The following is a 23,452-nucleotide window of genomic DNA, read 5'->3' on the forward strand; positions in this document are numbered from 1 at the left end:
TTAAAACTACAAATGGGTACGGTTTTGAAAATTAATTTCTCTATCCTAAAGCAATTTTTTCTAATGTATATGCAATCAATTCATCAACTGCTTTGTATGGATCTTCGCTAAAAGTTCCCGAAGCACGATTGGCAATTATAGCATTTAAAGATAATGCGTTGTGTCCTAAAAGTGCTGAAAGTCCATAAATTGCTGCGGTTTCCATCTCTAAGTTTGTGATTTGGTTGTCACCAAATTTAAAATTATCCATTTTAGAATTCAATTCTTCATCTTGAATATTCAAACGCAACACTCGACCTTGTGGACCGTAAAAACCACCGGCAGTTGCGGTAATTCCTTTGTGCATTTTGTCGCTTTCTATTATTTTTTCCAGTTTTTCGGAACAAGCGATTACGTATGGTTTTCCTTTTCTTAAATCCCAATTGGTGTGATTCACAAAAGCATCTTCCATCTCAAGATTTGAAACTTCGTCAATTAGATAGGAGCGGAGCATGTTGTCCAATCCTAAACCAAATTTTGATAGTACAAAACTATCCACAGGAATATCTGCTTGCAAAGAACCTGAGGTTCCAATACGGATGATGTTTAAAGAAGTCAGTTTTTCTTTTGGCTGACGGGTTTTCAAATCAATATTAACCAAAGCATCCAGTTCGTTGATAACGATATCAATATTGTCAGGACCAATTCCTGTAGACATTACAGTAATTCGTTTGCCTTTGAAAATCCCGGTTTGGGTTTTGAATTCTCTTTTTTGTGTCGAAAATTCAATGCTGTCAAAAAATTGTGTGATTTTCTCCACGCGATTTTGATCACCTACAAAGATGATATCGTGTGCAATATGTTCTGGTTTTAAATTCAAATGATAAACGCTACCGTCTGGATTTAATATTAATTCTGATGATTGTATCATTATTTTTATATTTTTTTCCTCTCCCCAGCCCTCTCCAAAGGAAAGGGAGCCAGTTCCTGATTTAGATTGTATTTTTTATTTTGGTTTGGTTCCTCCCCTTCGGGGAGGTCAGGAGGGGATTAACCTCCAACACGTTTTACTTTAAAGCCTTTTTCTTTTAAAATAGCCATTATTTTATCACGATAATCACCTTGAATAATAATAGAATCGTCTTTAAAAGTGCCGCCAACACTCAATTTGGTTTTGATTTCCTTGGCAAGAATTTTAAAATCCTCGTCAGTACCTTCATAACCTTCAATTATGGTAGTCGCTTTTCCTTTTCGCTTTTCGAATTTACAAATCATAGGTTCTTTTTGAACGTATAATTCGTGCGCGACTTCTTCAATTTGCTCTTCAGGCGATGGTTCGTGATCTGGAAAAAGGTTTTTTAATTGGTCTTGTAAGTCCATAACTTTATATATTTTGAATACGGATAATGCAAATTTAAATTGGTAAAAAACAAAAGACATTAAGCATAAACTTAATGTCTTTTAGTATTTGACGTAAATTAAGTTTACTTTTTAATAAGCCCTAAATCTACTAAACGCTCATATAAATATGCTCCTGCTGTAATATCTTCGAATTTTTTTGGATTTTCTGCATCAATACAGTTTTCCAAACAATCCAATTTCATATCACTCACCGGATGCATAAAAAACGGAATAGAATAACGTGAAGTTCCCCATAGTTCTCTTGGTGGGTTTACCACTTGATGAATCGTAGATTTCAATTTGTTATTCGTATGACGGGATAACATATCACCCACATTAATAACTAATTCATCCGGTTCAGCAATGGCATCAATCCATTCTCCGTTGTGATTTTGTACTTGCAATCCTTTTCCTTGCGCACCCATCAACAAAGTAATCAAGTTGATATCACCGTGAGCAGCTGCACGAATTGCGTTTGCTGGTTCAGATGTGATTGGTGGGTAATGAATAGGTCTTAAGATTGAATTTCCGTCTTTAGCATATTGGTCAAAATAAAATTCATCCAAACCAAGGTGTAAAGCCAAAGCTCTCAAAACATAAACTCCTGTTTTTTCCAGCATTTGGTACGCTTCTTTACCTACCACATTAAAACGGGGAAGTTCTTTAACTTCAACATTTTCAGGATACTCTGAAGCATATTTTGAATCTTCAGACACATATTGTCCGAAGTGCCAAAACTCCTTCAAATCCCCTTCTTTTCTGCCTTTGGCATGCTCTGTTCCAAAAGAAACATACCCTCTTTGTCCGCCAATTCCAGGGATTTCATAACTGTGTTTTGTTTCTAAAGGTAAAGCGAAAAAATTTCTGATTTCACCATACAATTCATCAACCAACTGGTCGTTTAAAAAATGCCCTTTGAGTGCTACGAAGCCAATATCTTCAAATGCACTTCCGATTTCATTTACAAATTTTTGTTTACGTTTCGGGTCGTCCGAAAGGAAATCACGCAAGTCAACACTAGGAATGTTTTGCATACTTTTAAATATTTTTTAATAACTTGAAGGTCAAAAACCTTGCAGATACAAATGTAAAGAATAATTTTATATCTGAATTTTAAAACTTACAAACAATATAAAAAAATATAACAAAATAATACTAAACTGTTATATTTTTTTATCTTTGAACCATACATTAAAACTGAAAAAATGATCTTCGATAGAAAAAATCTTACTGACAATCAATTATTAGATTTATATAAAAGAATACTGAAACCAAGGCTTATTGAAGAGAAAATGTTGATACTTATTCGTCAGGGAAAAGTATCAAAATGGTTTTCTGGAATTGGTCAAGAGGCTATTTCTGTTGGTGTCACAGCAGTTTTAGATTCGGATGAGTACATTTTACCAATGCATAGAAACCTTGGTGTTTTCACCGGAAGAGACATTCCGTTGTACCGTCTTTTTTCACAATGGCAAGGCAAAGCCAATGGTTTTACTAAAGGTCGTGATCGCAGTTTTCACTTTGGAACCCAACAATACAAGATTATTGGAATGATTTCGCATTTAGGTCCGCAATTAGGCGTTGCTGACGGAATCGCATTGGCCAATAAACTTAAGAAAAACGGAAAAGTTACAGCAGTTTTTACTGGTGAAGGAGCAACAAGCGAAGGCGATTTTCACGAAGCGTTGAATATTGCTTCGGTTTGGGAATTGCCCGTGATGTTTGTCATCGAAAATAATGGTTATGGATTATCAACTCCTACAAACGAGCAATACCGTTGTGAAAACCTTGCCGATAAAGGGAAAGGCTACGGAATGGAAAGTCATATTGTTGATGGAAATAATATTCTTGAAGTATTTAACTTGTTATCCGAATTAAAGGCTTCGATGAAAGAAAATCCACGTCCGGTTTTATTGGAATTCAAAACCTTCCGAATGCGTGGGCATGAAGAGGCGAGTGGAACTAAATACGTTCCACAGGAATTAATGGACATGTGGGCAATTAAAGATCCAGTAGAAAATTATAGAAAGTATTTGGCCGAAAACGGAGTTCTTACTGAAGATTTTGATGCGACTTTACATGCTGAAATAAAGAAGGATATTGATGAAAGTCTGGCTATGGCCAATGCTGAATCGGAGATAGAAGCATCATTAAGTGAAGAGTTAAATGATGTTTATAAACCGTATGCATTTGAACACATTAAACCATCTGAAGAAAAAGAAAATATTCGTTTTATAGATGCGATTTCTACCAGTTTGAGGCAATCAATGGAACGCCATGAGAACTCTGTAATCATGGGGCAGGATATTGCTGAATATGGTGGTGCTTTCAAAATTACTGATGGTTTTTTAGCGCAGTTTGGTAAAGAACGTGTTATCAATACGCCAATTTGTGAAAGTGCCGTGGTTTCGGCTGGAATGGGATTATCAATCAATGGATACAAAGCGATTGTGGAAATGCAGTTTGCCGATTTTGTTTCCACAGGATTTAATCCAATTGTCAATTTATTAGCCAAATCTCATTACCGTTGGTTGGAAAAAGCAGATGTTGTAGTCCGAATGCCTTGCGGCGGCGGAACCCAAGCGGGACCTTTTCATTCGCAAACCAATGAAGCTTGGTTTACTAAAACTCCGGGACTAAAAGTGGTTTACCCAGCATTTCCTTATGATGCGAAAGGATTGTTGAATACTTCCGTAAACGACCCGAATCCTGTTTTATTCTTTGAGCACAAACAATTGTACAGAAGCGTTTACCAAGATGTTCCAAAAAATTATTATACAATTCCATTAGGAAAAGCGGCTTTGTTGAAAGAAGGAAATCAGGTTACAATTATCTCTTTTGGTGCAGCAGTACATTGGGCTTTGCATACTTTATCAAAAAATCCTGAAATTTCGGCTGATTTGTTGGATTTGAGAACTTTACAACCTTTGGATACTGAAGCTATTTTTGCATCGGTAAAGAAAACGGGAAGAGTAATTATTTATCAAGAAGACAGCATGTTCGGAGGAATTGCCAGCGACATTTCGGCTATGATAATGGAAAACTGTTTCAAATACCTTGATGCGCCAGTAAAAAGAGTGGCAAGTTTAGATACTCCGATTCCATTTACAAAAGCATTGGAGGATCAATATTTGCCAAAAGGTCGTTTCGAAAATGATCTGAAGGAACTTTTGTCATATTAATTTATAAGTTAATAATTGGGTTATTTTTAGGGTTTTAATTCTAAAAATAACCTAATATCCAATAGATAATAATAAAAATTAGAATTGTGCCAAAACAGCCACCGCCTAGTTTTTTGGCTCCGTAACCTGCTAATATTGTTTTGAAAAATCCATTCATAAGTTTAAAATTTAATGATTTATAAAATTAAACTATATTTCCAGAATAACAAATTTTAGTTCAAATCGATGAAAATTTTCTTAATCAAAGCGATTTCTTCCTCATACATTGTTTTTTTTCTGGTTGCAAAATAGAGCGTGTTTTTTAGTGGTGTTTTCCCTTCCCAAATCAGTTTGATCGTTCCCTTATCAATTTCTTTTCGGCAAAGAAAATCAGGAACAACAGCCAATCCTTTACCACTGCTCAAACAACGTATAATAGAATTTAGATTTGGAACTATATAATTAGGTCTGAAATCAGGATGTTTATTGAAATTTAATTGCCAGAAACGACGCAAATGTTCCATATCTCCGGTAGTTCCGTACCATTTTTGGTGCTTTAGCCAAAGTTCAATTGCTTGAATATCTCCCTTTTTTGCTATCGAATTGAATTCTAAATCGTCAATTTCGCTTCCACCAACAAGTACAATAGTTTCGGATGAAAATGCCTGATATTCAATGGCGTTTTTAACGACCATTTGGGGAGTGATAATTAAATCGAGAATTCCTTTTTCAAGATTTTCTACCATTTCAGGATATTCTCCAAATTGAATAATCACATTAAATGGTAACGTCGAAATATACTGTTCCAGTGTGATTTGGAATGTTTCAAAACACATTCCCACACTTATGGTTGGCGTATTTTTCTCTGTGCTTCTTTGAAAATTTTTCTCGGCCTCTTCCAGTTTGGTTAATGCTTCAATGATGAAATTGTAGAGCACTTTTCCTTTTTCGGTGGGAACCATTTTTCGACTTGTTCGGTCAAATAATTTATAGCCTACATAAGTTTCCAAGGAACTCAAATGCAGACTCACACCAGGCTGTGAAATAAATAATTCTTCCGCAGCACTTGTTAAAGTTCCTGTTTTGTAAACTGCTTTAAACGTTCGATACCATTCTAAATTCACCATAACTATTATAATTATGATACAAAGGTATGAATTATGTTATTTTAATAATAGAAATTCTCGTTCTAACTTTGCATCATCAAATTAAAAATACAAATCATGACAAAAATATTTATAATCAATGGCGGACAAAAATTTGGCCATTCCGGAGGACGATTTAATGAAACCATTTCGAATGAAACTTTGAATTTTTTCAAAAATAATAGCGGTTTTGAAGTACAAACAACGAACATCAATGATGATTATATTCCTGCTGCAGAAGTGGAGAAATTTGTTTGGGCTGATGTAATTATTTATCATACGCCAATATGGTGGTTCCAGTTGCCACATGGATTTAAAAAATACATTGATGTTGTTTTTACTGAAGGTCATGCCAAAGGGATTTACAAAAGTGACGGTCGTTCATCGGAAAATCCGACAATCAATTACGGAACAGGAGGAATGCTTTATGGCAAAAAATATATGTTAACCACCTCTTGGAATGCTCCAAAAGAAGCTTTTACTTTACCGGGAGAATTTTTCAATCAGCACAGTGTGGATGAAGGACCATTATTTGGTTTTCACAGAATGAATGCTTTTACAGGTATGAAACCGTTACAAAGTATTCACTTTCATGACATTGAAAAAAATGCAAATGTTGAAAATGATCTTAAAGTGTATCAAAACCATTTAACACAACTATTTTTAAATTAATTATGGCAATCAATCTAACAGTTATTCTTAAAAGTAAACCGGAAAATACAGCTACAGTAAAATCGCTATTACTGGAATTAGTTGAAAAATCAACTCAAGAAGCGGCTTGCAAACAATACGATTTGCATCAAAATTGTGATGATGCTAATACTTTTATTTTTCATGAGATTTGGGAAAATCAAAACGGTTTGGATAGCCACAATCAGCAATCTTACATTCAATCTTTTTTTGAAAAAGCAAAAACATTGTTGCAAGAAACTCCAATTGTTTTTAGAACGGACAAATTAGCGTAATAATTGAGGGTATTATTCTTTGATATAACAATTTTTAAAAAATATAAATTAACAAAAAGGAGGTTTTGAACCTCCTTTAGTCATATAAAGTCTTATCGATTAATCAATTTTGCTTTTTCCTTAATAATGGTACTGATTTTTCGGTTTTCAATTTTGCTTTCGAGCCAAGAAATAATATCGAGATAAAGGAAAGCTCTTTTTTCGTATGTGTTTTTTTCCAATTCTATAAAGCGCGCTCTCATTTTTACAAATTCCTTTTTGATATCTGTTGGATAAATGGAGTTTAAATTCTTTAAAAACTTAATGATTTCTTTTTGCACTTCATGTAAATCATTCATTTTGATTAGGAATTTATAGGTGTTCTTCAACTGATTTTCCAGATAATAATCTTTCCCTAATTCATAATGCGCAATCAAACAGAGTATTCTGGCGAAACACATCAAATCTTCTCGCATCGAAAGATTTTTGTTGTTTATGATTTTCTCTAAATAAAAGATACACTCCGCATATTTTTCGTTCCCAAAATAAATTGACGCAAATTTATAATAGAACAACATTTCGTGATGTTCATCAAGATGGTCCGTGTGAATTTTTAATTTACTTAATACTTCGGGAATTAAGTATTCGCTTTCTGCAAAAGTACCTTCCAGAATATGGTAATTCAATTTATTATTATAGACATATAAAAATGATAAAGACGCAATGTTATCATTCACCGGGAAATGGGAATCTTTAATAGTATCTTCCAGCAACTCTAAATACTTTTTAAATTTAGATTTGTATTTCAACATGTATAAAGATTCTAATAAATAATGGTTTCCTTTTAGGAAAAACACAGGATTTAAATGGATCATACTTGGATTATCATAAAACAGCGTCACCCATTTTAAAGAATATTTATAGCAGGAAAGAAAATCCTGTACCAGAAAACTTCTCCAAAGATTGGCGTTATAAAACCAGTATTTCTCCCTAAATCCGAATTTTTTCTCATCAAATTTAGAAATGTGTTTATGGAAATAATCGTCTATATATTTGTATTCCTCATCACTTTTCACATAACCGGTTTTAAGCATTATCCCATATAATTGAAGGGATAAGTTAGATAATTTACTGGAAATGGTATTGCGATAATTGAGTTCTTTGGCCTGAATAACCAATTCATCTGCTCGTCCTTGAATACTTCGTGTTATGTATTGTGATTCGATAAGTTTTTCGAATTCTACAATTTCATAGGCCATGAGTTTTTCATCATTCTCTAAAGCTAAAATTTTTGTTTTATCCAAGATTTTTAAACTCTGCTTGTACAACCCTTTATTGTACAATATGGCAGCAAAATCAATTTGTTCTCTCAGTTGATACCGAATGTTCTGGCTGGGAATATTCAATCGGATGCTCACTAAAATTTGTTTGTACAAATATGATTTTAGATTCGATAATTGTACTTTTTTAATGATACCGCTTTTCAGAATAAGTTTCTCATCATAGACTTCTGATTTGTCTAAAATATTGAATAATTCGATGAATTTTGTATTCGAACTTGTTTCTAATCGGCTTGCAAAAATCTTGAATTGTCTTTTTTCAGATTTTGAAAGTGATTTTATTAATACAAATAAGAAATCTTTTTGATGGTTAGCCATTGTAGAATATAGTAACTTAATTTACTGTTAATCAAATAGTTGTAAAGTTATTGTTTGCTTTATAAGCAGTATATTTCATTAAATTGAGTTTTATAATAAAGTAATGAAAGATATTTTTGTTATCAAGTTGTGAAATTACATTAAATAAATGAAAATGAATAGAGAGAAAGTTCAAATTTTTGATACCACTTTGAGAGATGGCGAACAGGTCCCAGGATGTAAGTTAGATACCAATCAAAAACTCGTTATAGCAAATCGACTGGACGAAATGGGTGTTGACATCATCGAAGCTGGTTTTCCTGTGTCAAGTCCAGGTGATTTTTTATCTGTTTCAGAAATAAGTAAGGTTGTTAAAAATGCTATTGTTTGCGGATTAACAAGAGCAGTGAAAAATGATATTGATGTTGCGGCTCAGGCATTAAAATATGCAAAAAGACCTCGTATACATACTGGAATAGGAACTTCGGAATCACATATTGTCCACAAATTAAATACAACAAGAGAAGATATAATTGCCAGAGCAAAATTTGCCGTTTCCCATGCCAAATCGTATGTTGAAGATGTAGAATTTTATGCTGAAGATGCCGGTAGAACGGACAATGAATTTTTGGCTCGAGTCTGTGAAGAAGTGATTAAATCAGGTGCAACTGTACTTAATATTCCGGATACAACAGGATATTGCTTGCCGGAAGAATATGGTGCAAAAATTAAGTATTTAAAAGAAAACGTCAAAGGGATTGAAAACGTAATCCTATCATGTCACTGTCATAATGATTTAGGAATGGCTACAGCAAATTCAATTGCAGGAGCAGTGAATGGAGCCAGACAAATAGAATGTACGATAAATGGAATAGGTGAAAGAGCCGGAAATACTGCTCTTGAAGAAGTGGTGATGATTTTCAAACAACATCCGTATTTGAATTTAGATACGAATATCAATACTCGTCAGCTGAATGAAATGAGCCGATTGGTTTCTGAAAGTATGGGAATGATGGTTCAACCCAATAAAGCGATTGTTGGTGCTAATGCTTTTGCACACAGCTCCGGAATTCATCAGGATGGTGTGATAAAAAACAGAGCAACTTATGAAATCATGGATCCTTTAGAAGTAGGTGTAAATGAATCTTCAATAGTGTTAACTGCCAGAAGTGGTAGGGCAGCATTGGCCTACAGAGCCAAAAAAGTTGGATATGAACTTACAAAAGTACAATTAGATGTGGTTTATGTCGAATTTTTAAAGTTTGCTGATATTAAAAAGGAAGTTATTGATGATGACATTCATCAAATAATTGAAGCCTGTAAAATGAACAAGGAATTACTCCTTAACTAAGATATTTTAATTTTTATTAAAATCTAAATCGTACAAGTATGAACTTAAAAATAGCAGTACTTTCAGGAGACGGAATAGGTCCGGAGGTAATCTTACAAGCAAAAAAAGCATTGTATGCAGTAGGTGTGGTGTTTGATCATGAGTTTGTTTTTGAAGATGCTTTAATTGGCGCCATTGCTGTTGAAAAGACCGGAACACCATTACCAGAGCAAACATTAAATCTTTGTTTAAATACAGATGCCATATTATTTGGAGCTGTTGATGACTCAAAATATGATGCTGTTTCAGATTCTAAATTGCGTCCTATACAAGGATTATTAAAATTGAGACAAGCGTTAGGATTGTATGCCAATATAAGACCTATTAAACCATACAACGACTTATTAGATTTGTCTCCTTTAAAAAGAAAAATTATCGAAGGTGCTGATTTTATAATTTTCAGAGAAATTTCTGGAGGATCTTATTTCAGCGAAAAAAAGACCAATGAACAAGGAACTTTAGCCTCTGATTTATGTGAATATTCAGAAGAAGAAATTATTCGAATCAGTCATTTGGCTTTCAGGACAGCTCAAAAAAGAAAGAAAAAAGTGACCTTGGTTGATAAAGCCAGTATCCTTGAAACGTCAAGATTGTGGAGAAAAGTAGTAACAGAAATTGCGGAAGGATATCCTGATGTAACTCTAGAATTTCTTTTAGTTGATAATGCTGCGATGCAAATCATCATTAATCCAAAACAATTTGATGTCATTTTGACCGAAAATTTATTTGGTGACATTTTATCGGACGAAGCGAGTGTAATTACAGGTTCAATTGGATTACTGCCATCCGCATCCTTAGGAAACTCAAGTGCGCTTTTTGAGCCTATTCACGGCTCTTATCCGGAAGCCAAAAGAAAGAATATTGCGAATCCTATTGCTTCGATAGTTTGTGCTGCAATGCTTTTGGAACATTTCGGTCTTCATATCGAATCTCAAAAAGTATACGAAGCGGTCCATAAAGCAATCGAATTAAATGTCGTCACTGCCGATTTGAATCCGTATTCAAAATTTGGTACCAATGAAGTGGGAGACTTTATTTCAAATTACATTTTAAGTAAAGACGACTTATATTTTAAAAGTGACAATGTCTATATAGGCCAATCGACAATAGTTTAAAAATAAATAATTGATATTAACTGTAATTTTTCAGAAAAACATATTACCTACAAACTAACACATAATGGAATTAAATAAATACAGCAAGACTATTACTCAAGATGAAACACAACCAGCCTCTCAGGCCATGTTGTACGGAATTGGATTAACTGAAGAAGATCTTAAAAAAGCGCAGGTAGGAATTGTGAGTATGGGTTATGATGGAAACCCTTGCAATATGCACTTAAATGATTTGGCTAAAGATATTAAGACTGGCGTCTGGGCAGTAGATTTAGTTGGTTTGATTTTCAATACTATTGGTGTCAGTGACGGTATTTCAAATGGTAATGATGGAATGCGTTTTTCTTTGGTTTCTCGTGATGTAATTGCAGATTCTATTGAAACAGTTATGGGAGCACAATGGTACGACGGAATGATTGCTGTTCCGGGTTGTGATAAAAATATGCCAGGAGCTTTAATGGCTATGGGTAGAGTCAATCGTCCTTCTATTATGGTTTATGGAGGTTCTATTCACCCAGGTAAATGGAAAGGTGAAGATTTGAATATTGTTTCTGCTTTTGAAGCATTAGGAAAAAAATTCAATAACACTATTACACCTGAAGATTTTAAAGGTGTGATTCAAAATGCTTGTCCAGGTGCAGGTGCTTGTGGTGGAATGTATACTGCTAATACCATGTCATCTGCGATTGAAGCTTTAGGAATGAGTTTGCCCTACAGCTCTTCTAATCCTGCTTTGAGTCCAGAAAAGAAACAAGAATGTGCTGATGCTGGAAAAGCCATCAGAATATTATTAGAAAAAGATATCAAGCCTCGAGACATTATGACTCGAAAAGCATTCGAAAATGCAATTACAATTGTGGCTGTCTTAGGAGGTTCTACTAATGCGGTTATGCACTTAATTGCAATGGCACATTCAGTAGGTGTTGATCTTACCTTAAAAGATTTCCAAGATATTAGTGATAAAACTCCATTACTTGCTGACTTGAAGCCAAGCGGTAAATACTTGATGGAAGACCTGCATAATGTTGGTGGTGTTCCAGGAGTAATGAAATATTTATTGAAAGAAGGTTTCTTACATGGAGATTGTTTAACGGTAACCGGAAAAACAATTGCTGAAAACTTAGCTTCTGTTCCTGATTTGAATGATGGACAACAAGTGATTCATGAAATCCAAAAAGCATTAAAAGCTACTGGAAATATTCAAATTTTATACGGAAACATTGCTTCGGAAGGTTGTGTGGCTAAAATTAGCGGCAAAGAAGGTGAGTTTTTTGAAGGTACAGCAGTAGTTTTTGAAAACGAGCATGATGTGATTAAAGGAATTAGAGGAGGCGAAGTAAAACCAGGAAATGTGGTTGTTATTAGATATTGTGGTCCAAAAGGAGGTCCGGGAATGCCTGAAATGCTTAAACCAACATCCGCAATTATGGGAGCTGGCTTAGGAAGTACTGTTGCTTTAATTACTGACGGACGTTTTTCTGGAGGTTCGCACGGTTTCGTAGTAGGACACGTTACACCAGAAGCCTATGAAGGCGGAGGAATTGCTTTAATAGAAAACGGAGATGTGATTTCAATTGATGCTGTGAAAAATACTATCAATATGAAAATATCTGACGAAGAATTCATAAAACGTAAAGCCAATTGGAAAAAACCAGAATCACCAATTAAACAAGGAGTGTTACTTAAATATATTCGTTCGGTCACAAGTGCCTCTGAAGGATGTGTAACCGATAAATAATCCCCATCCAAGCCCTCCCCAAAGGGGTGGGAGTTGAGCAACAAATAATAACTATAAATTCCCCTATGCCAGTTTCGGCTCTCCCTCCTTCGGAGGGGGTAAGGGGGGAGGAAAAATAATAAACGTACCCATGGGAACAAATAAAATATCCGGCGCCGAAGCCGTTATTAGATGCTTATTAGAAGAAGGAGTAGATTTGGTTTATGGCTATCCAGGTGGAGCTATAATGCCAGTTTACGACGAATTATATAAATTTAAAGACCAGTTACACCACGTTTTAGTGCGTCATGAACAAGGAGCTACACATGCTGCACAAGGTTTTGCAAGAGCAACAGGAAAAGTGGGAGTGGCGATTGCAACTTCGGGGCCGGGAGCCACAAATTTAGTTACTGGAATTGCTGATGCTCAAATTGATTCGACTCCTATGGTTTGTATTACAGGACAAGTAGGAAAGCATTTACTAGGGTCTGATGCTTTTCAAGAAACAGATATCATTGGAATTTCGACTCCTGTAACCAAATGGAATTATCAAATTACCGAAGCTTCAGAAATTCCTGAAATCATGGCAAAAGCATTTTACATCGCTAAATCAGGTCGTCCAGGTCCAGTTTTAATTGATATTACAAAAAATGCTCAGTTTGACGAAATTGAATTCAGCTATAAAAAATGTACCAGTATTAGAAGTTACAATCCGAAACCAGTTTTAAATCTTGATAAGGTTAAGGAAGCAGCTGAAATAATTAATACTGCTAAAAAACCATTTATCATATTTGGTCAAGGAGTAATTCTTAGTGAAGCGGAAGCTGAGTTAAAAGCTTTGGTTGAAAAATCAGGAATTCCGGCAGCTTGGACTATTTTAGGACTTTCGGCAATGCCAACAGATCATCCATTAAATGTAGGAATGGTGGGTATGCACGGAAATTACGGACCAAATGTTTTGACGAATGAATGTGATGTTTTAATTGCGCTTGGAATGCGTTTTGACGATCGTGTTACGGGAAATTTATCTACGTATGCAAAACAAGCCAAAGTAATTCATTTTGAAATTGATCCTGCCGAAGTAGATAAGAACGTAAAAACTACTGTAGCAGTTTTGGCTGACTTAAAAGAGTCTTTAACAGCTTTACTTCCTTTAATTGAAAGTAACTCTCATGAAGCTTGGCAGAATGAATTTAAAGAGAAATATGAAATAGAATTAGAAGCGGTAATCAATGACGAGTTAAAACCAAAGAGAGAAGGAATTTCTATGGGAGAAACGATTGAAATGATTAACAAACATTCTAAAGGAGATGCCATTATGGTTTCGGATGTGGGACAACACCAAATGTTTGCGTGTCGTTATGCCAAATTCAATTCGACAAAAAGTAATGTAACATCAGGTGGTTTAGGAACTATGGGATTTGCTTTACCGGCTGCAATTGGAGCCAAAATGGGAATGCCAAATCGTGAAGTGGTAGCCATAATTGGTGATGGAGGTTTTCAAATGACTATTCAGGAATTAGGAACTATTTTTCAGACAAAAGTTCCTGTGAAAATTGTGGTCTTGAACAATGAATTTTTAGGAATGGTACGTCAGTGGCAACAATTGTTTTTTGACAAAAGATACGCTTCTACGGAAATGATCAATCCTAATTTTATAGCCATTGCTGAAGGCTATTATATCAAAGCGAAAAAAGTAACTAAAAGAGAAGATCTTGATGCTGCCGTTGCCGAAATGATGGCTTCAAAAGAATCTTATTTTCTTGAAGTTATGGTAGAAAAAGAAAATAACGTATTCCCAATGATTCCTACAGGAGCATCGGTTTCGGACATTCGTTTGTCCTAAAATAGTTTAAAGTTTAAGGTTTAAAGTTGTTGGAACCCGAAAATAATGTTGCGCAACTTTAAACTTTAAACGATAAAACTTTAAACATAAAAAAATGGAAAATAAAACATTCACCATTTCTGTTTATTCAGAAAACAACGTTGGCTTACTAAACAGAATATCTGGAATATTCTTGAAACGCCATATCAATATTTTGAGTTTAAATGTATCCGAATCTGAAATTGAAAATGTTTCCAGATTTATCATTGTGGTTAATACAACCGAAAAATGGGTGCAAAATATAGTAGGACAAATCGAAAAACAAATCGAAGTAATTAAAGCATTTTATCATATTGATGAAGAAACTATTTTCTTGGAAAATGCATTATTCAAAATTGAGTCGAGCTTGCTTTTTGATGAAAAACAAATTCAGAATATAATTAAAGAAAGTCACTCTGAAATAGTTACGGTTGCGAGAGACTTTTTTGTGATTTCAAAATCAGGACAACGTGCTGAAATAGAATCGTTATATGAAAAATTGAAACCTTTTGGAATCATGCAATTTGTGCGCTCCGGAAGAATATCGGTTTCCAAAGCAAAAATGGAAATTTCAACATTATTAGAAGAACTTAAACAAGAACCGGTTTAGTTTTCAATAATTAAACTTATCAACTATAAAATTTACAATCATTAAATAATAAAAAATGGCAAATTATTTCAATTCATTACCACTTAGATTACAATTAGAACAATTAGGCGTTTGCGAATTCATGGATCAATCTGAATTTGTAAATGGAATAAAAGCTTTAGAAGGAAAAAAAGTAGTTATTGTAGGATGTGGAGCACAAGGTTTGAACCAAGGATTGAACATGAGAGATTCTGGATTGGATATTTCTTATGCATTGCGCGCTGATGCAATTTCAGAGCAAAGAGCTTCTTTCAAAAATGCTTCTGATAATGGATTCAAAGTGGGAACGTATGAAGAATTAATCCCAACAGCTGATTTGGTTTGTAACCTTACGCCAGACAAGCAACATACTGCTGTAGTTACCGCAATCATGCCTTTGATGAAAAACGGATCAACTTTGGCTTATTCTCACGGTTTTAATATTGTCGAGGAAGGAATGCAAATTCGTAAAGACATCACTGTAATTATGTGTGCGCCTAAATGTCCAGGATCTGAAGTACGTGAAGAATATAAAAGAGGTTTTGGTGTACCAACTTTAATCGCGGTTCACCCAGAAAATAATCCAAACGGAGAAGGTTTTGAACAAGCTAAAGCCTATGCAGTTGCTACCGGTGGTCACAAAGCTGGAGTATTGAACTCTTCATTTGTAGCCGAAGTAAAATCGGATTTAATGGGAGAGCAAACCATTCTTTGTGGAATGTTACAAACAGGTTCTATTTTATGTTTTGATAAAATGGTTGAAAAAGGAATCGAGCCTGCTTATGCTTCAAAATTAATTCAGTATGGTTGGGAAACAGTAACTGAAGCCTTGAAACATGGTGGAATTACAAACATGATGGATCGTTTGTCAAATCCTGCAAAAATTGAAGCGTATGAATTAGCAGATGAATTAAAAGACATCATGCGTCCGTTGTTTCAAAAACATATGGATGATATTATTTCTGGTGAATTTTCAAGAAATATGATGATTGACTGGGCTAATGATGACATCAACTTGTTGACTTGGAGAGCTGCAACTGCAGAAACTAACTTCGAAAAAACTGCTCCTACAACAGCCGATATTTCGGAGCAAGAGTATTTTGACAATGGTGTTTTGATGATTGCAATGGTAAAAGCAGGTGTAGAATTGGCTTTTGAAACCATGACGCAAACAGGAATCATTGAAGAATCTGCCTATTATGAATCGTTACACGAATTGCCTTTGATTGCTAATACAGTAGCGAGAAAAAAATTATATGAAATGAACAGAATCATTTCCGACACGGCAGAATATGGTTGTTATTTATTTGACCATGCTTGTAAACCGTTATTAACTGATTTCATGAAAACGGTAGATACTAATGTTATAGGTAAACCTTTTTCAACTTCAAATGGAGTAGATAATGCGGTTCTTATTGCGGTGAACAAAAGTATTCGTCAACATCCAATTGAGGAAGTAGGGGAATGGTTGAGAGAATCGATGACCGCTATGAAAAAAATAGGATAATAAAACAGGAATTACCACACATGAGGGTGTGCAGGGATTAGCACTATATCATTTGATTTCATAATATTTTGAATTAGTTAAAACTTATTAATAAAAGATAAATGGATATGGATGCTTGTACATTCACTTAACTTTAAACGAGCTTGAAGTTAAGTGAAGTAGTCCCTATTAAAAAAAATGGGAAGTAGAAGAAATATTATGTTTGATTTCTAATATTTCATGCTAAAAAATTAGTAGTAGAAATCCTTGATTGGAACGAAATAGTTTTGGTTGATTATTGTTCAAAAATCATCGTTTATAGTACTAAAATAATTGTTGTTAAATTTTGTTGATACAGAAGGTGAGGTGGATTTAATTCTATCTCGCCTTTTTGTGTTTTACTTATTTTTCTAAAAACAGCAAAATTTAAACAAATTAGTATTAAAAGTGCTTTTTTATTTGCAAATCTATTTTTTTTTGTAAGTATTAATAATTTAAATAGTTATAAGAATAGCGAGAGATTTAATACTTTTATAAAAAATTATAACATGAGCTACTACAAAATTGAAAATCTAGAACAATATTTTAAACATTACAATAAATCAGTTCGTGAACCTAGAAAATTTTGGGGTAAAATTGCAGAAGAAAATTTCACTTGGTACCAACAATGGGATAAAGTTGTTGAGTTTAATATGGCTGAAGCCGATATCAAATGGTTTACCGAAGCAAAAGTTAATATTGTCAAAAATTGTATCGACAGGCATCTTGCCAAAAGAGGAGAAAAAACAGCAATTATTTTTGAACCAAATGATCCAACAGAAACTGCACTACATATTACTTATAATGAATTGCACCAACGTGTTTGCAAAATGGCAAACGTATTGCGTGAACAAGGCATAAAAAAAGGAGATAGAGTTTGTATTTATTTACCAATGATTCCAGAATTAGCCGTTTCTGTATTAGCTTGTGCTAGAATTGGTGCTATACATTCTGTAGTTTTTGCAGGATTTTCATCCACAGCAGTAGCAAGTCGCATCAATGACAGTGAATGTAAAATGGTTATCACCTCAGATGGCGGTTTTCGTGGAAATAAAACGATTGACTTAAAAGGAATAATTGATGAAGCATTAGAAAAATGTCCTTGTGTCGAAAAAGTTTTAGTGGCCAAAAGAATTCACACAGATATTAATATGAAAGAAGGTCGTGACCAATGGTTGCAACCGCTATTAGATCAAGCTTCAGATAATAATGTTGCTGAAATCATGGATGCTGAGGATCCATTATTTATACTGTACACTTCCGGTTCTACTGGAAAACCAAAGGGAATGGTGCATACTACAGCAGGTTATATGGTGTACACGGCTTATACTTTTAAAAATGTTTTCAATTATGAAGAAAATGATGTTTTTTGGTGTACTGCCGATATCGGTTGGATTACCGGACATTCGTATATTCTTTATGGACCATTATTGAACGGTGCAACGACAGTAATTTTTGAAGGAGTTCCTTCTTATCCTGACTTTAGTCGTTTTTGGGAAGTTATTGAAAAACACAAAGTCACACAGTTTTACACAGCACCAACTGCTATTCGTGCTTTAGCAAAAGAAAATATAAAATTTGTACAAAAATATCCATTAAAGTCGCTTAAAGTAATTGGATCAGTAGGTGAACCAATCAATGAAGAAGCTTGGCACTGGTATAATGACCACGTTGGAGATAAAAGATGTCCTGTTGTAGATACTTGGTGGCAAACAGAAACAGGAGGAATTATGATTTCGCCAATTGCTTTTGTAACTCCAACAAAACCAACATACGCATCTTTACCATTACCGGGAGTTCAGCCTGTTTTGATGGATGAAAAGCGCAACGAAATTGAAGGGAATCAAGTCACAGGAAGTTTGTGTATTAAATTTCCTTGGCCTGGAATTGCCAGAACTATTTGGGGCGATCATCAACGTTATAAAGACACGTATTTCACTGCTTTTCCTGGTAAATATTTCACTGGAGACGGAGCCTTGCGTGATGAAGTAGGATATTATAGAATTACAGGACGTGTGGATGATGTGGTAATTGTTTCAGGTCATAATCTGGGAACAGCACCTATCGAAGACGCAATTAATGAGCATCCAGCTGTGGCTGAATCAGCAATCGTAGGTTTCCCGCACGATATCAAAGGAAATGCTTTGTATGGTTTTGTAATTCTTAAAGAAACTGGAGAAACCAGAAATAAAGAAAATCTGGCCAAAGAAATTAATCAACACATTTCGGATCATATTGGGCCAATAGCGAAATTAGATAAAATTCAGTTTGTTTCTGGTTTACCTAAAACCCGCTCTGGAAAAATCATGAGACGAATTCTGCGAAAGATTGCAGAAGGAGACTATTCGAACTTTGGAGATATATCAACGTTATTAAATCCTGAGATTGTAGAGGAAATAAAAGAAGGAAAGTTGTAACATAGCATTTTAAATAAAAAAACAGTTTAGAACAACCTTTTTATAAAGATCCCATTTTTAATATAAAACCCTTTCAAATAATCAAATTTTGAAAGGGTTTTTAGTTCTAAAAACCCATATATCAAGATTCTAATACAATTTGAAGATATGAAAACTAATACAGATAAAAATATAAAATGTTAATGTAAACCCAATGCAGCTGTTGTTTTTGACTGCTTAAAATAGGAAAGCTATATTTACATTTAAAGTTAAATTACCAATGATTCAAATCGAAAAAAAATACAACATCGCACTCTGGTTAGACAAATTATTTATTGACGATTTTGGTTTAGAACCAGTCCCAGCCTTATATTTAAAACTTTTGACACTAATCTTGGTGCTAGCTATAATATGCTTTTTATCTTGGTATTTTACGAAAATAGTTATTGTTCGTTTTTTACATAAATTTTTATTAAAAACAGAAGTAATTTGGGATGATGTTTTCATAGAAAAAAGAGTTTTTGAAAAAATAGCTTACTTGATACCTGCTTTCATCGTTGTTTTAATTTCTCCTTCTATTTTTGCAGATTTCCCAACGTTAACTGATTTTGTAGTACTTCTATCCAATATCTTTATAATTTTAGTACTAATTAATTTAGCTATCACCGTACTATCAGTCTTTGATGAAATTCTATCCAAGATCATAATTTTAAAAGACAAACCTATTACCAGCTACATTCAAGTACTTAAAATTGTAGTCTATTTTATTGGAGGAATTCTGGTTTTATCTTTAGTTTTAGGAAAAAGTCCTTTCTATTTTCTAGGCGCAATGGGAGCCATGACCGCTATTTTGCTTTTAATTTTCAAAGACACCATTTTGGGGTTTGTAGCCAGTATTCAAATGTCCGTCTATGATATGGTCCGAGTCGGAGACTGGATTTCGATGCCAAAATATGACGCGGACGGTGATGTATTGTCAATCAATTTAAATACTGTAAAAATTCAGAATTGGGATAAAACAATTACTACAATACCCACATATGCATTTATAACGGATTCTTTTAAGAACTGGCGTGGTATGAGTGACTCTGGCGGAAGACGAATAAAACGAGCGATTTATTTAAAAGTTAGCAGTTTTCAGTTTTGTGATGAAAAAATGCTTTCCCAGTTCAAAAAATATAAACTAATTCAAGATTATATCACTAAGAAAGGAGATGATGTTCAAAAATTTAATTCTAAAATAATTGACAATGAAATAGATTCTGTAAACCTTCGAAGATTTACCAATATAGGTGTTTTTAGAATCTATGCTGAAAAATATATTACTGCCCATCCTGATATTAATAAAGACATGACTATAATGGTGCGCCAGCTAGAATCTACTTCAAAGGGACTACCATTAGAAATTTATTGCTTTAGCGCAGAAAAAGAATGGCTAAAGTATGAAAATATTATATCCGATATCTTTGATCATCTATTTACCATTACTTCGGAGTTTGAATTGGAGGTTTTTGAAGAACCCACAGGAAAAGACTTTAGAAATATTAACAGATAATTTAGGACTTATTCAATATCAAATAATTATGTAAGTTTTATATGAAATAATATAGTTGCTTTCTCGAACAAATCCATAAATTTACTTCTATATGAAAAATAAAGAAGTTTTAATTATTGGTGGTGGTTTAGCAGGATTGACTGCGGCGATTCATTTGTCCAAAATTGGACTTCAAGTAACGATTATCGAAAAAAATAGTTATCCAAAACATAAAGTTTGTGGCGAATATATTTCTAATGAGGTTTTACCGTATCTTAATTGGTTGGATTTAAAAATAAGCGATTTAAAACCTACAAATATTACAAAACTTGAGTTTTCAACAGCAAGCGGAAAAACAATTAAAAGTAATCTACCACTTGGTGGTTTTGGAATCAGTCGTTTTACTTTAGATGAATATTTGTATAAAAAAGCTCTTGAAAACGGATGTAAAATTATTCAAGACAATGTTGAAAATATACTATTTAATGACAATCAATTTATAGTTACTACTAATAATAGCATTTTAAAATCAGAAATAGTTATTGGCGCTTTTGGCAAACGTTCCAATGTAGATCAAAAAATGAATCGGGATTTTATAACTAAAAAATCATATTGGTTAGCGGTCAAAGCACATTATTCTGGAGATTTTCCAAATGATGTAGTTGGACTACATAATTTCAAAGGCGGATATTGTGGTGTTTCTAAAGTAGAAAATAATAGGATTAACATCTGTTATTTAGCCGATTATAAAACTTTTAAACAGTTCAAAAATATAGAAGAATATCAGAACAGTATCGTTTCTGAAAACCCTCATTTAAGAGTAATTTTCGAAGACAGTAGTTTGCTTTTTGAAAAGCCTTTAACCATAAGCCAAATATCTTTCGAAAGAAAACAAACAGTTGAAAATCATATTTTAATGATTGGCGATACCGCAGGATTAATTCATCCTTTGTGCGGTAATGGAATGGCAATGGCAATTCATAGTGCCAAAATTGTTTCAGAATTAGTGCAGAAATATTATACCAATGAAATCAAATCCAGAAATGAACTGGAAGAAAAATACATTCATGAATGGAATGTAAACTTTAGAAAAAGACTTAAAATTGGTCGATTATTATCGAATCTATTACAAAAGCAAAAACTTTCATCCGTATTGATGCGTATATTAATTATATTTCCGTTTTTATTGCCTAAAATCATCAAAAAAACTCACGGAAAACCAATCATTCTCGACTCATAAATGGCGATAAATACGAAATATAGAACTGATAAACCGGAAATCATGGATGATTTTGCCATGGAAGGTGAGATCTTACGCGATGCTTTGGATAAAATAGCCAAAATCAATCAGCTTTTAGGCGGAAATCAATTAACTCTAAAAGGAGTACAAGAACTGATTCAGAATTCCAAATCAAAAGCAATTGTAATCGTGGACGTAGGTTGTGGCAATGGCGATATGTTGCGGACTTTAGCTGATTTTGGACTTAAAAACAATCTTAATTTTCGGTTGATAGGTATCGATGCCAACAATTTTACAATTTCGCATGCACGGAAATTATCAAATAAATACGCTAATATTAGTTATCGTTGTGAAGATATTTTTAATGAATCATTTAAGGAATTGAAATATGATATTGTTTTATGTACTTTGACATTACATCATTTCAAAGACGATGAAATCATGCAGTTATTGAATGTTTTTCATAATAATGCATCCATCGGAATTGTAATCAATGATTTGCATCGAAGTATAATTGCCTATCGTTTATTTCAAGCTTTATGTTTCGTATTTCAATTGAATGATATGTCTCGAGAAGACGGATTAACTTCAATTTTAAGAGGTTTTAAAAAAGAGGAATTGATAGAGTTCTCGGAAAAATTAAATTTTAAAAACTATAAAATTCATTGGAAATGGGCTTTTCGTTACCAATGGATAATTTCAAAAATATGAGTGTAAAAATCAAAACCGTTACTAAACAGTTACCTAAATATTCCCGAAATACAGATGAAATTATTCCTTTTTTGGATGCTTGGCTCGTTGGACAAGACGAGCGTTTCATTAGAAAAGTAAAGAAAATTTTTGAAGGTGCAGCAGTTGATAAACGGTATTCCATTATGGATCCAATTGAAGTATTTACCAAAACTTCATTTGAAGAAAGAAACGATATTTATGTTCGTGAAGTGATTGATTTAGGCGAAAAAGTATTGGAAAAAGCGTTAGAAAAAGCCAGTTGGAACCCTGAAGATTTAGATTACATCATTACAGTAAGTTGTACTGGAATCATGATTCCTTCATTGGATGCTTATCTTATTAACAAGTTAAAATTGCGTCAGGATATCGTTCGGCTTCCCGTTACTGAAATGGGTTGTGCTGCCGGGATTTCGGGGATCATTTATGCTAAAAACTTTTTGCAGGCCAATCCTGGAAAACGTGCTGCTGTGATTGCAGTAGAAAGCCCCACGGCAACCTTTCAATTAGATGATTTCTCGATGGCAAATATAGTAAGTGCTGCTATTTTTGGTGATGGAGCAGCCTGCGTTTTACTTTCTTCACATGAAGATGATGAGGGACCGGAAATTGTATCAGAGGAGATGTATCATTTCTATGATAATATCCACATGATGGGTTTTAAACTTACCAATTCTGGTTTGCAAATGGTTTTGGATATTGAAGTTCCAGAAACGATTGCTTCTCATTTTCCCGATATTATTCATCCATTTTTAGAAAAAAACAATTTAAAAATAGAAGATATTGATCATTTGATTTTTCATCCAGGAGGAAAGAAAATTGTCCAAACTGTTGAAAGTTTGTTTTCTAGTTTAGGTAAAAATATAGACGATACTAAAGAAGTTTTGCGTTTGTATGGAAATATGTCAAGCGCAACGGTTTTATATGTTTTAGAGCGAATAATGGACGAGCAGCCTAAAAAAGGAGAAAAAGGGTTAATGCTGAGTTTTGGTCCGGGTTTTTCAGCCCAACGCGTTTTATTGCAGTTTTAAATCAGTATTCAAAAAT

19 protein-coding genes are annotated in these 23,452 nt (G+C 33.8%); 14 read left to right on the top strand and 5 right to left on the bottom strand.

Annotated features, from left to right (window positions below; all coding sequences use genetic code 11):
• Positions 1-40 precede the first annotated feature (40 nt).
• From G7A72_RS01695 to G7A72_RS01705, 3 genes are all read right to left on the bottom strand, one after another.
• Entirely contained in the window at positions 41-910 is an 870-nt protein-coding gene (locus G7A72_RS01695; protein WP_165151183.1) for a nucleoside phosphorylase, read from the bottom strand.
• 119 nt (positions 911-1,029) lie between these two features.
• Positions 1,030-1,359, bottom strand: a complete 330-nt coding sequence (locus tag G7A72_RS01700) for a translation initiation factor (RefSeq protein WP_165151184.1) — start codon at positions 1,357-1,359, stop codon at positions 1,030-1,032.
• 104 nt (positions 1,360-1,463) lie between these two features.
• Positions 1,464-2,414 (bottom strand): isopenicillin N synthase family oxygenase, encoded by a 951-nt coding sequence (locus tag G7A72_RS01705; RefSeq protein ID WP_165151185.1) that lies wholly within the window; start codon positions 2,412-2,414, stop codon positions 1,464-1,466.
• A 171-nt stretch (positions 2,415-2,585) separates the two neighbouring features.
• Between G7A72_RS01705 and G7A72_RS01710 the strand changes: the two genes are divergently transcribed.
• Complete coding sequence (locus G7A72_RS01710; protein ID WP_165151186.1) at positions 2,586-4,562, top strand: thiamine pyrophosphate-dependent enzyme; 1,977 nt, start codon at positions 2,586-2,588, stop codon at positions 4,560-4,562.
• A 212-nt stretch (positions 4,563-4,774) separates the two neighbouring features.
• On the opposite strand, the gene G7A72_RS01715 is transcribed toward G7A72_RS01710, so the two are convergent.
• Complete coding sequence (locus tag G7A72_RS01715) at positions 4,775-5,668, bottom strand: LysR family transcriptional regulator (RefSeq protein WP_165151187.1); 894 nt, start codon at positions 5,666-5,668, stop codon at positions 4,775-4,777.
• Between the two features lie 96 nt (positions 5,669-5,764).
• Here G7A72_RS01715 and G7A72_RS01720 point away from each other — a divergent pair, with 96 nt between their 5' ends.
• Both G7A72_RS01720 and G7A72_RS01725 read left to right on the top strand, forming a co-directional pair.
• Positions 5,765-6,358, top strand: coding sequence for an NAD(P)H-dependent oxidoreductase (locus G7A72_RS01720; protein WP_165151188.1), 594 nt, complete (start codon positions 5,765-5,767; stop codon positions 6,356-6,358).
• A 2-nt stretch (positions 6,359-6,360) separates the two neighbouring features.
• Positions 6,361-6,651, top strand: a complete 291-nt coding sequence (locus tag G7A72_RS01725; protein WP_165151189.1) for a putative quinol monooxygenase — start codon at positions 6,361-6,363, stop codon at positions 6,649-6,651.
• A 92-nt stretch (positions 6,652-6,743) separates the two neighbouring features.
• On the opposite strand, the gene G7A72_RS01730 is transcribed toward G7A72_RS01725, so the two are convergent.
• Positions 6,744-8,288, bottom strand: coding sequence for a hypothetical protein (locus tag G7A72_RS01730; RefSeq protein WP_165151190.1), 1,545 nt, complete (start codon positions 8,286-8,288; stop codon positions 6,744-6,746).
• A gap of 154 nt (positions 8,289-8,442) precedes the next feature.
• On the opposite strand from G7A72_RS01730, the gene G7A72_RS01735 reads away from it, so the two are divergent.
• From G7A72_RS01735 to G7A72_RS01785, 11 genes are all read left to right on the top strand, one after another.
• On the top strand, positions 8,443-9,618 hold the full coding sequence (locus G7A72_RS01735; protein WP_113666057.1) for a 2-isopropylmalate synthase: 1,176 nt from the start codon (positions 8,443-8,445) through the stop codon (positions 9,616-9,618).
• A 38-nt stretch (positions 9,619-9,656) separates the two neighbouring features.
• Complete coding sequence (gene leuB, locus G7A72_RS01740) at positions 9,657-10,772, top strand: 3-isopropylmalate dehydrogenase (protein WP_165151191.1); 1,116 nt, start codon at positions 9,657-9,659, stop codon at positions 10,770-10,772.
• Between the two features lie 64 nt (positions 10,773-10,836).
• On the top strand, positions 10,837-12,510 hold the full coding sequence (ilvD, locus tag G7A72_RS01745; protein WP_165151192.1) for a dihydroxy-acid dehydratase: 1,674 nt from the start codon (positions 10,837-10,839) through the stop codon (positions 12,508-12,510).
• Positions 12,511-12,640: 130 nt separating this feature from the next.
• Positions 12,641-14,335: a biosynthetic-type acetolactate synthase large subunit gene (ilvB, locus tag G7A72_RS01750; protein WP_165151193.1), complete on the top strand. Its 1,695-nt coding sequence runs from the start codon at positions 12,641-12,643 to the stop codon at positions 14,333-14,335.
• 94 nt (positions 14,336-14,429) lie between these two features.
• Positions 14,430-14,963 carry an acetolactate synthase small subunit gene (ilvN, locus tag G7A72_RS01755; protein ID WP_121365410.1) on the top strand — a complete coding sequence of 178 codons (534 nt, stop codon included), beginning with the start codon at positions 14,430-14,432 and terminating at the stop codon, positions 14,961-14,963.
• Positions 14,964-15,018: 55 nt separating this feature from the next.
• The gene (gene ilvC / locus G7A72_RS01760; protein WP_113665795.1) at positions 15,019-16,488 is read left to right on the top strand and encodes a ketol-acid reductoisomerase; all 1,470 of its coding nucleotides are present in this window, start codon (positions 15,019-15,021) and stop codon (positions 16,486-16,488) included.
• A gap of 527 nt (positions 16,489-17,015) precedes the next feature.
• Entirely contained in the window at positions 17,016-18,923 is a 1,908-nt protein-coding gene (gene acs, locus G7A72_RS01765) for an acetate--CoA ligase (protein WP_165151194.1), read from the top strand.
• Between the two features lie 259 nt (positions 18,924-19,182).
• Positions 19,183-20,457, top strand: a complete 1,275-nt coding sequence (locus tag G7A72_RS01770; RefSeq protein ID WP_165151195.1) for a mechanosensitive ion channel family protein — start codon at positions 19,183-19,185, stop codon at positions 20,455-20,457.
• Between the two features lie 91 nt (positions 20,458-20,548).
• Positions 20,549-21,676 carry an NAD(P)/FAD-dependent oxidoreductase gene (locus tag G7A72_RS01775; RefSeq protein ID WP_165151196.1) on the top strand — a complete coding sequence of 376 codons (1,128 nt, stop codon included), beginning with the start codon at positions 20,549-20,551 and terminating at the stop codon, positions 21,674-21,676.
• Positions 21,677-22,387 (top strand): methyltransferase domain-containing protein, encoded by a 711-nt coding sequence (locus G7A72_RS01780; protein ID WP_165151197.1) that lies wholly within the window; start codon positions 21,677-21,679, stop codon positions 22,385-22,387. It abuts the gene before it with no gap.
• Positions 22,384-23,436: a type III polyketide synthase gene (locus G7A72_RS01785; RefSeq protein ID WP_165153586.1), complete on the top strand. Its 1,053-nt coding sequence runs from the start codon at positions 22,384-22,386 to the stop codon at positions 23,434-23,436. Before G7A72_RS01780 ends, G7A72_RS01785 begins: the two co-directional genes overlap by 4 nt.
• Positions 23,437-23,452: the final 16 nt, after the last annotated feature.

This window comes from Flavobacterium sp. Sr18 (genome assembly GCF_011064265.1).
In the GTDB taxonomy this organism is placed as follows: Bacteria; Bacteroidota; Bacteroidia; order Flavobacteriales; family Flavobacteriaceae; genus Flavobacterium; species Flavobacterium petrolei.

Excerpts from the sequence above, each read along its gene's own strand:
- leuB (WP_165151191.1), top strand. The coding sequence starts at position 9,657 with ATGAACTTAAAAATAGCAGTACTTTCAGGAGACGGAATAGGTCCGGAG.
- ilvC (WP_113665795.1), top strand. The coding sequence starts at position 15,019 with ATGGCAAATTATTTCAATTCATTACCACTTAGATTACAATTAGAACAA.
- G7A72_RS01735 (WP_113666057.1), top strand. The coding sequence starts at position 8,443 with ATGAATAGAGAGAAAGTTCAAATTTTTGATACCACTTTGAGAGATGGC.
- G7A72_RS01700 (WP_165151184.1), bottom strand. The coding sequence starts at position 1,359 with ATGGACTTACAAGACCAATTAAAAAACCTTTTTCCAGATCACGAACCA.
- G7A72_RS01730 (WP_165151190.1), bottom strand. The coding sequence starts at position 8,288 with ATGGCTAACCATCAAAAAGATTTCTTATTTGTATTAATAAAATCACTT.
- ilvN (WP_121365410.1), top strand. The coding sequence starts at position 14,430 with ATGGAAAATAAAACATTCACCATTTCTGTTTATTCAGAAAACAACGTT.
- acs (WP_165151194.1), top strand. The coding sequence starts at position 17,016 with ATGAGCTACTACAAAATTGAAAATCTAGAACAATATTTTAAACATTAC.
- G7A72_RS01715 (WP_165151187.1), bottom strand. The coding sequence starts at position 5,668 with ATGGTGAATTTAGAATGGTATCGAACGTTTAAAGCAGTTTACAAAACA.
- G7A72_RS01775 (WP_165151196.1), top strand. The coding sequence starts at position 20,549 with ATGAAAAATAAAGAAGTTTTAATTATTGGTGGTGGTTTAGCAGGATTG.
- G7A72_RS01710 (WP_165151186.1), top strand. The coding sequence starts at position 2,586 with ATGATCTTCGATAGAAAAAATCTTACTGACAATCAATTATTAGATTTA.
- G7A72_RS01770 (WP_165151195.1), top strand. The coding sequence starts at position 19,183 with ATGATTCAAATCGAAAAAAAATACAACATCGCACTCTGGTTAGACAAA.
- ilvB (WP_165151193.1), top strand. The coding sequence starts at position 12,641 with ATGGGAACAAATAAAATATCCGGCGCCGAAGCCGTTATTAGATGCTTA.
- G7A72_RS01780 (WP_165151197.1), top strand. The coding sequence starts at position 21,677 with ATGGCGATAAATACGAAATATAGAACTGATAAACCGGAAATCATGGAT.
- G7A72_RS01785 (WP_165153586.1), top strand. The coding sequence starts at position 22,384 with ATGAGTGTAAAAATCAAAACCGTTACTAAACAGTTACCTAAATATTCC.
- ilvD (WP_165151192.1), top strand. The coding sequence starts at position 10,837 with ATGGAATTAAATAAATACAGCAAGACTATTACTCAAGATGAAACACAA.
- G7A72_RS01725 (WP_165151189.1), top strand. The coding sequence starts at position 6,361 with ATGGCAATCAATCTAACAGTTATTCTTAAAAGTAAACCGGAAAATACA.
- G7A72_RS01720 (WP_165151188.1), top strand. The coding sequence starts at position 5,765 with ATGACAAAAATATTTATAATCAATGGCGGACAAAAATTTGGCCATTCC.
- G7A72_RS01705 (WP_165151185.1), bottom strand. The coding sequence starts at position 2,414 with ATGCAAAACATTCCTAGTGTTGACTTGCGTGATTTCCTTTCGGACGAC.
- G7A72_RS01695 (WP_165151183.1), bottom strand. The coding sequence starts at position 910 with ATGATACAATCATCAGAATTAATATTAAATCCAGACGGTAGCGTTTAT.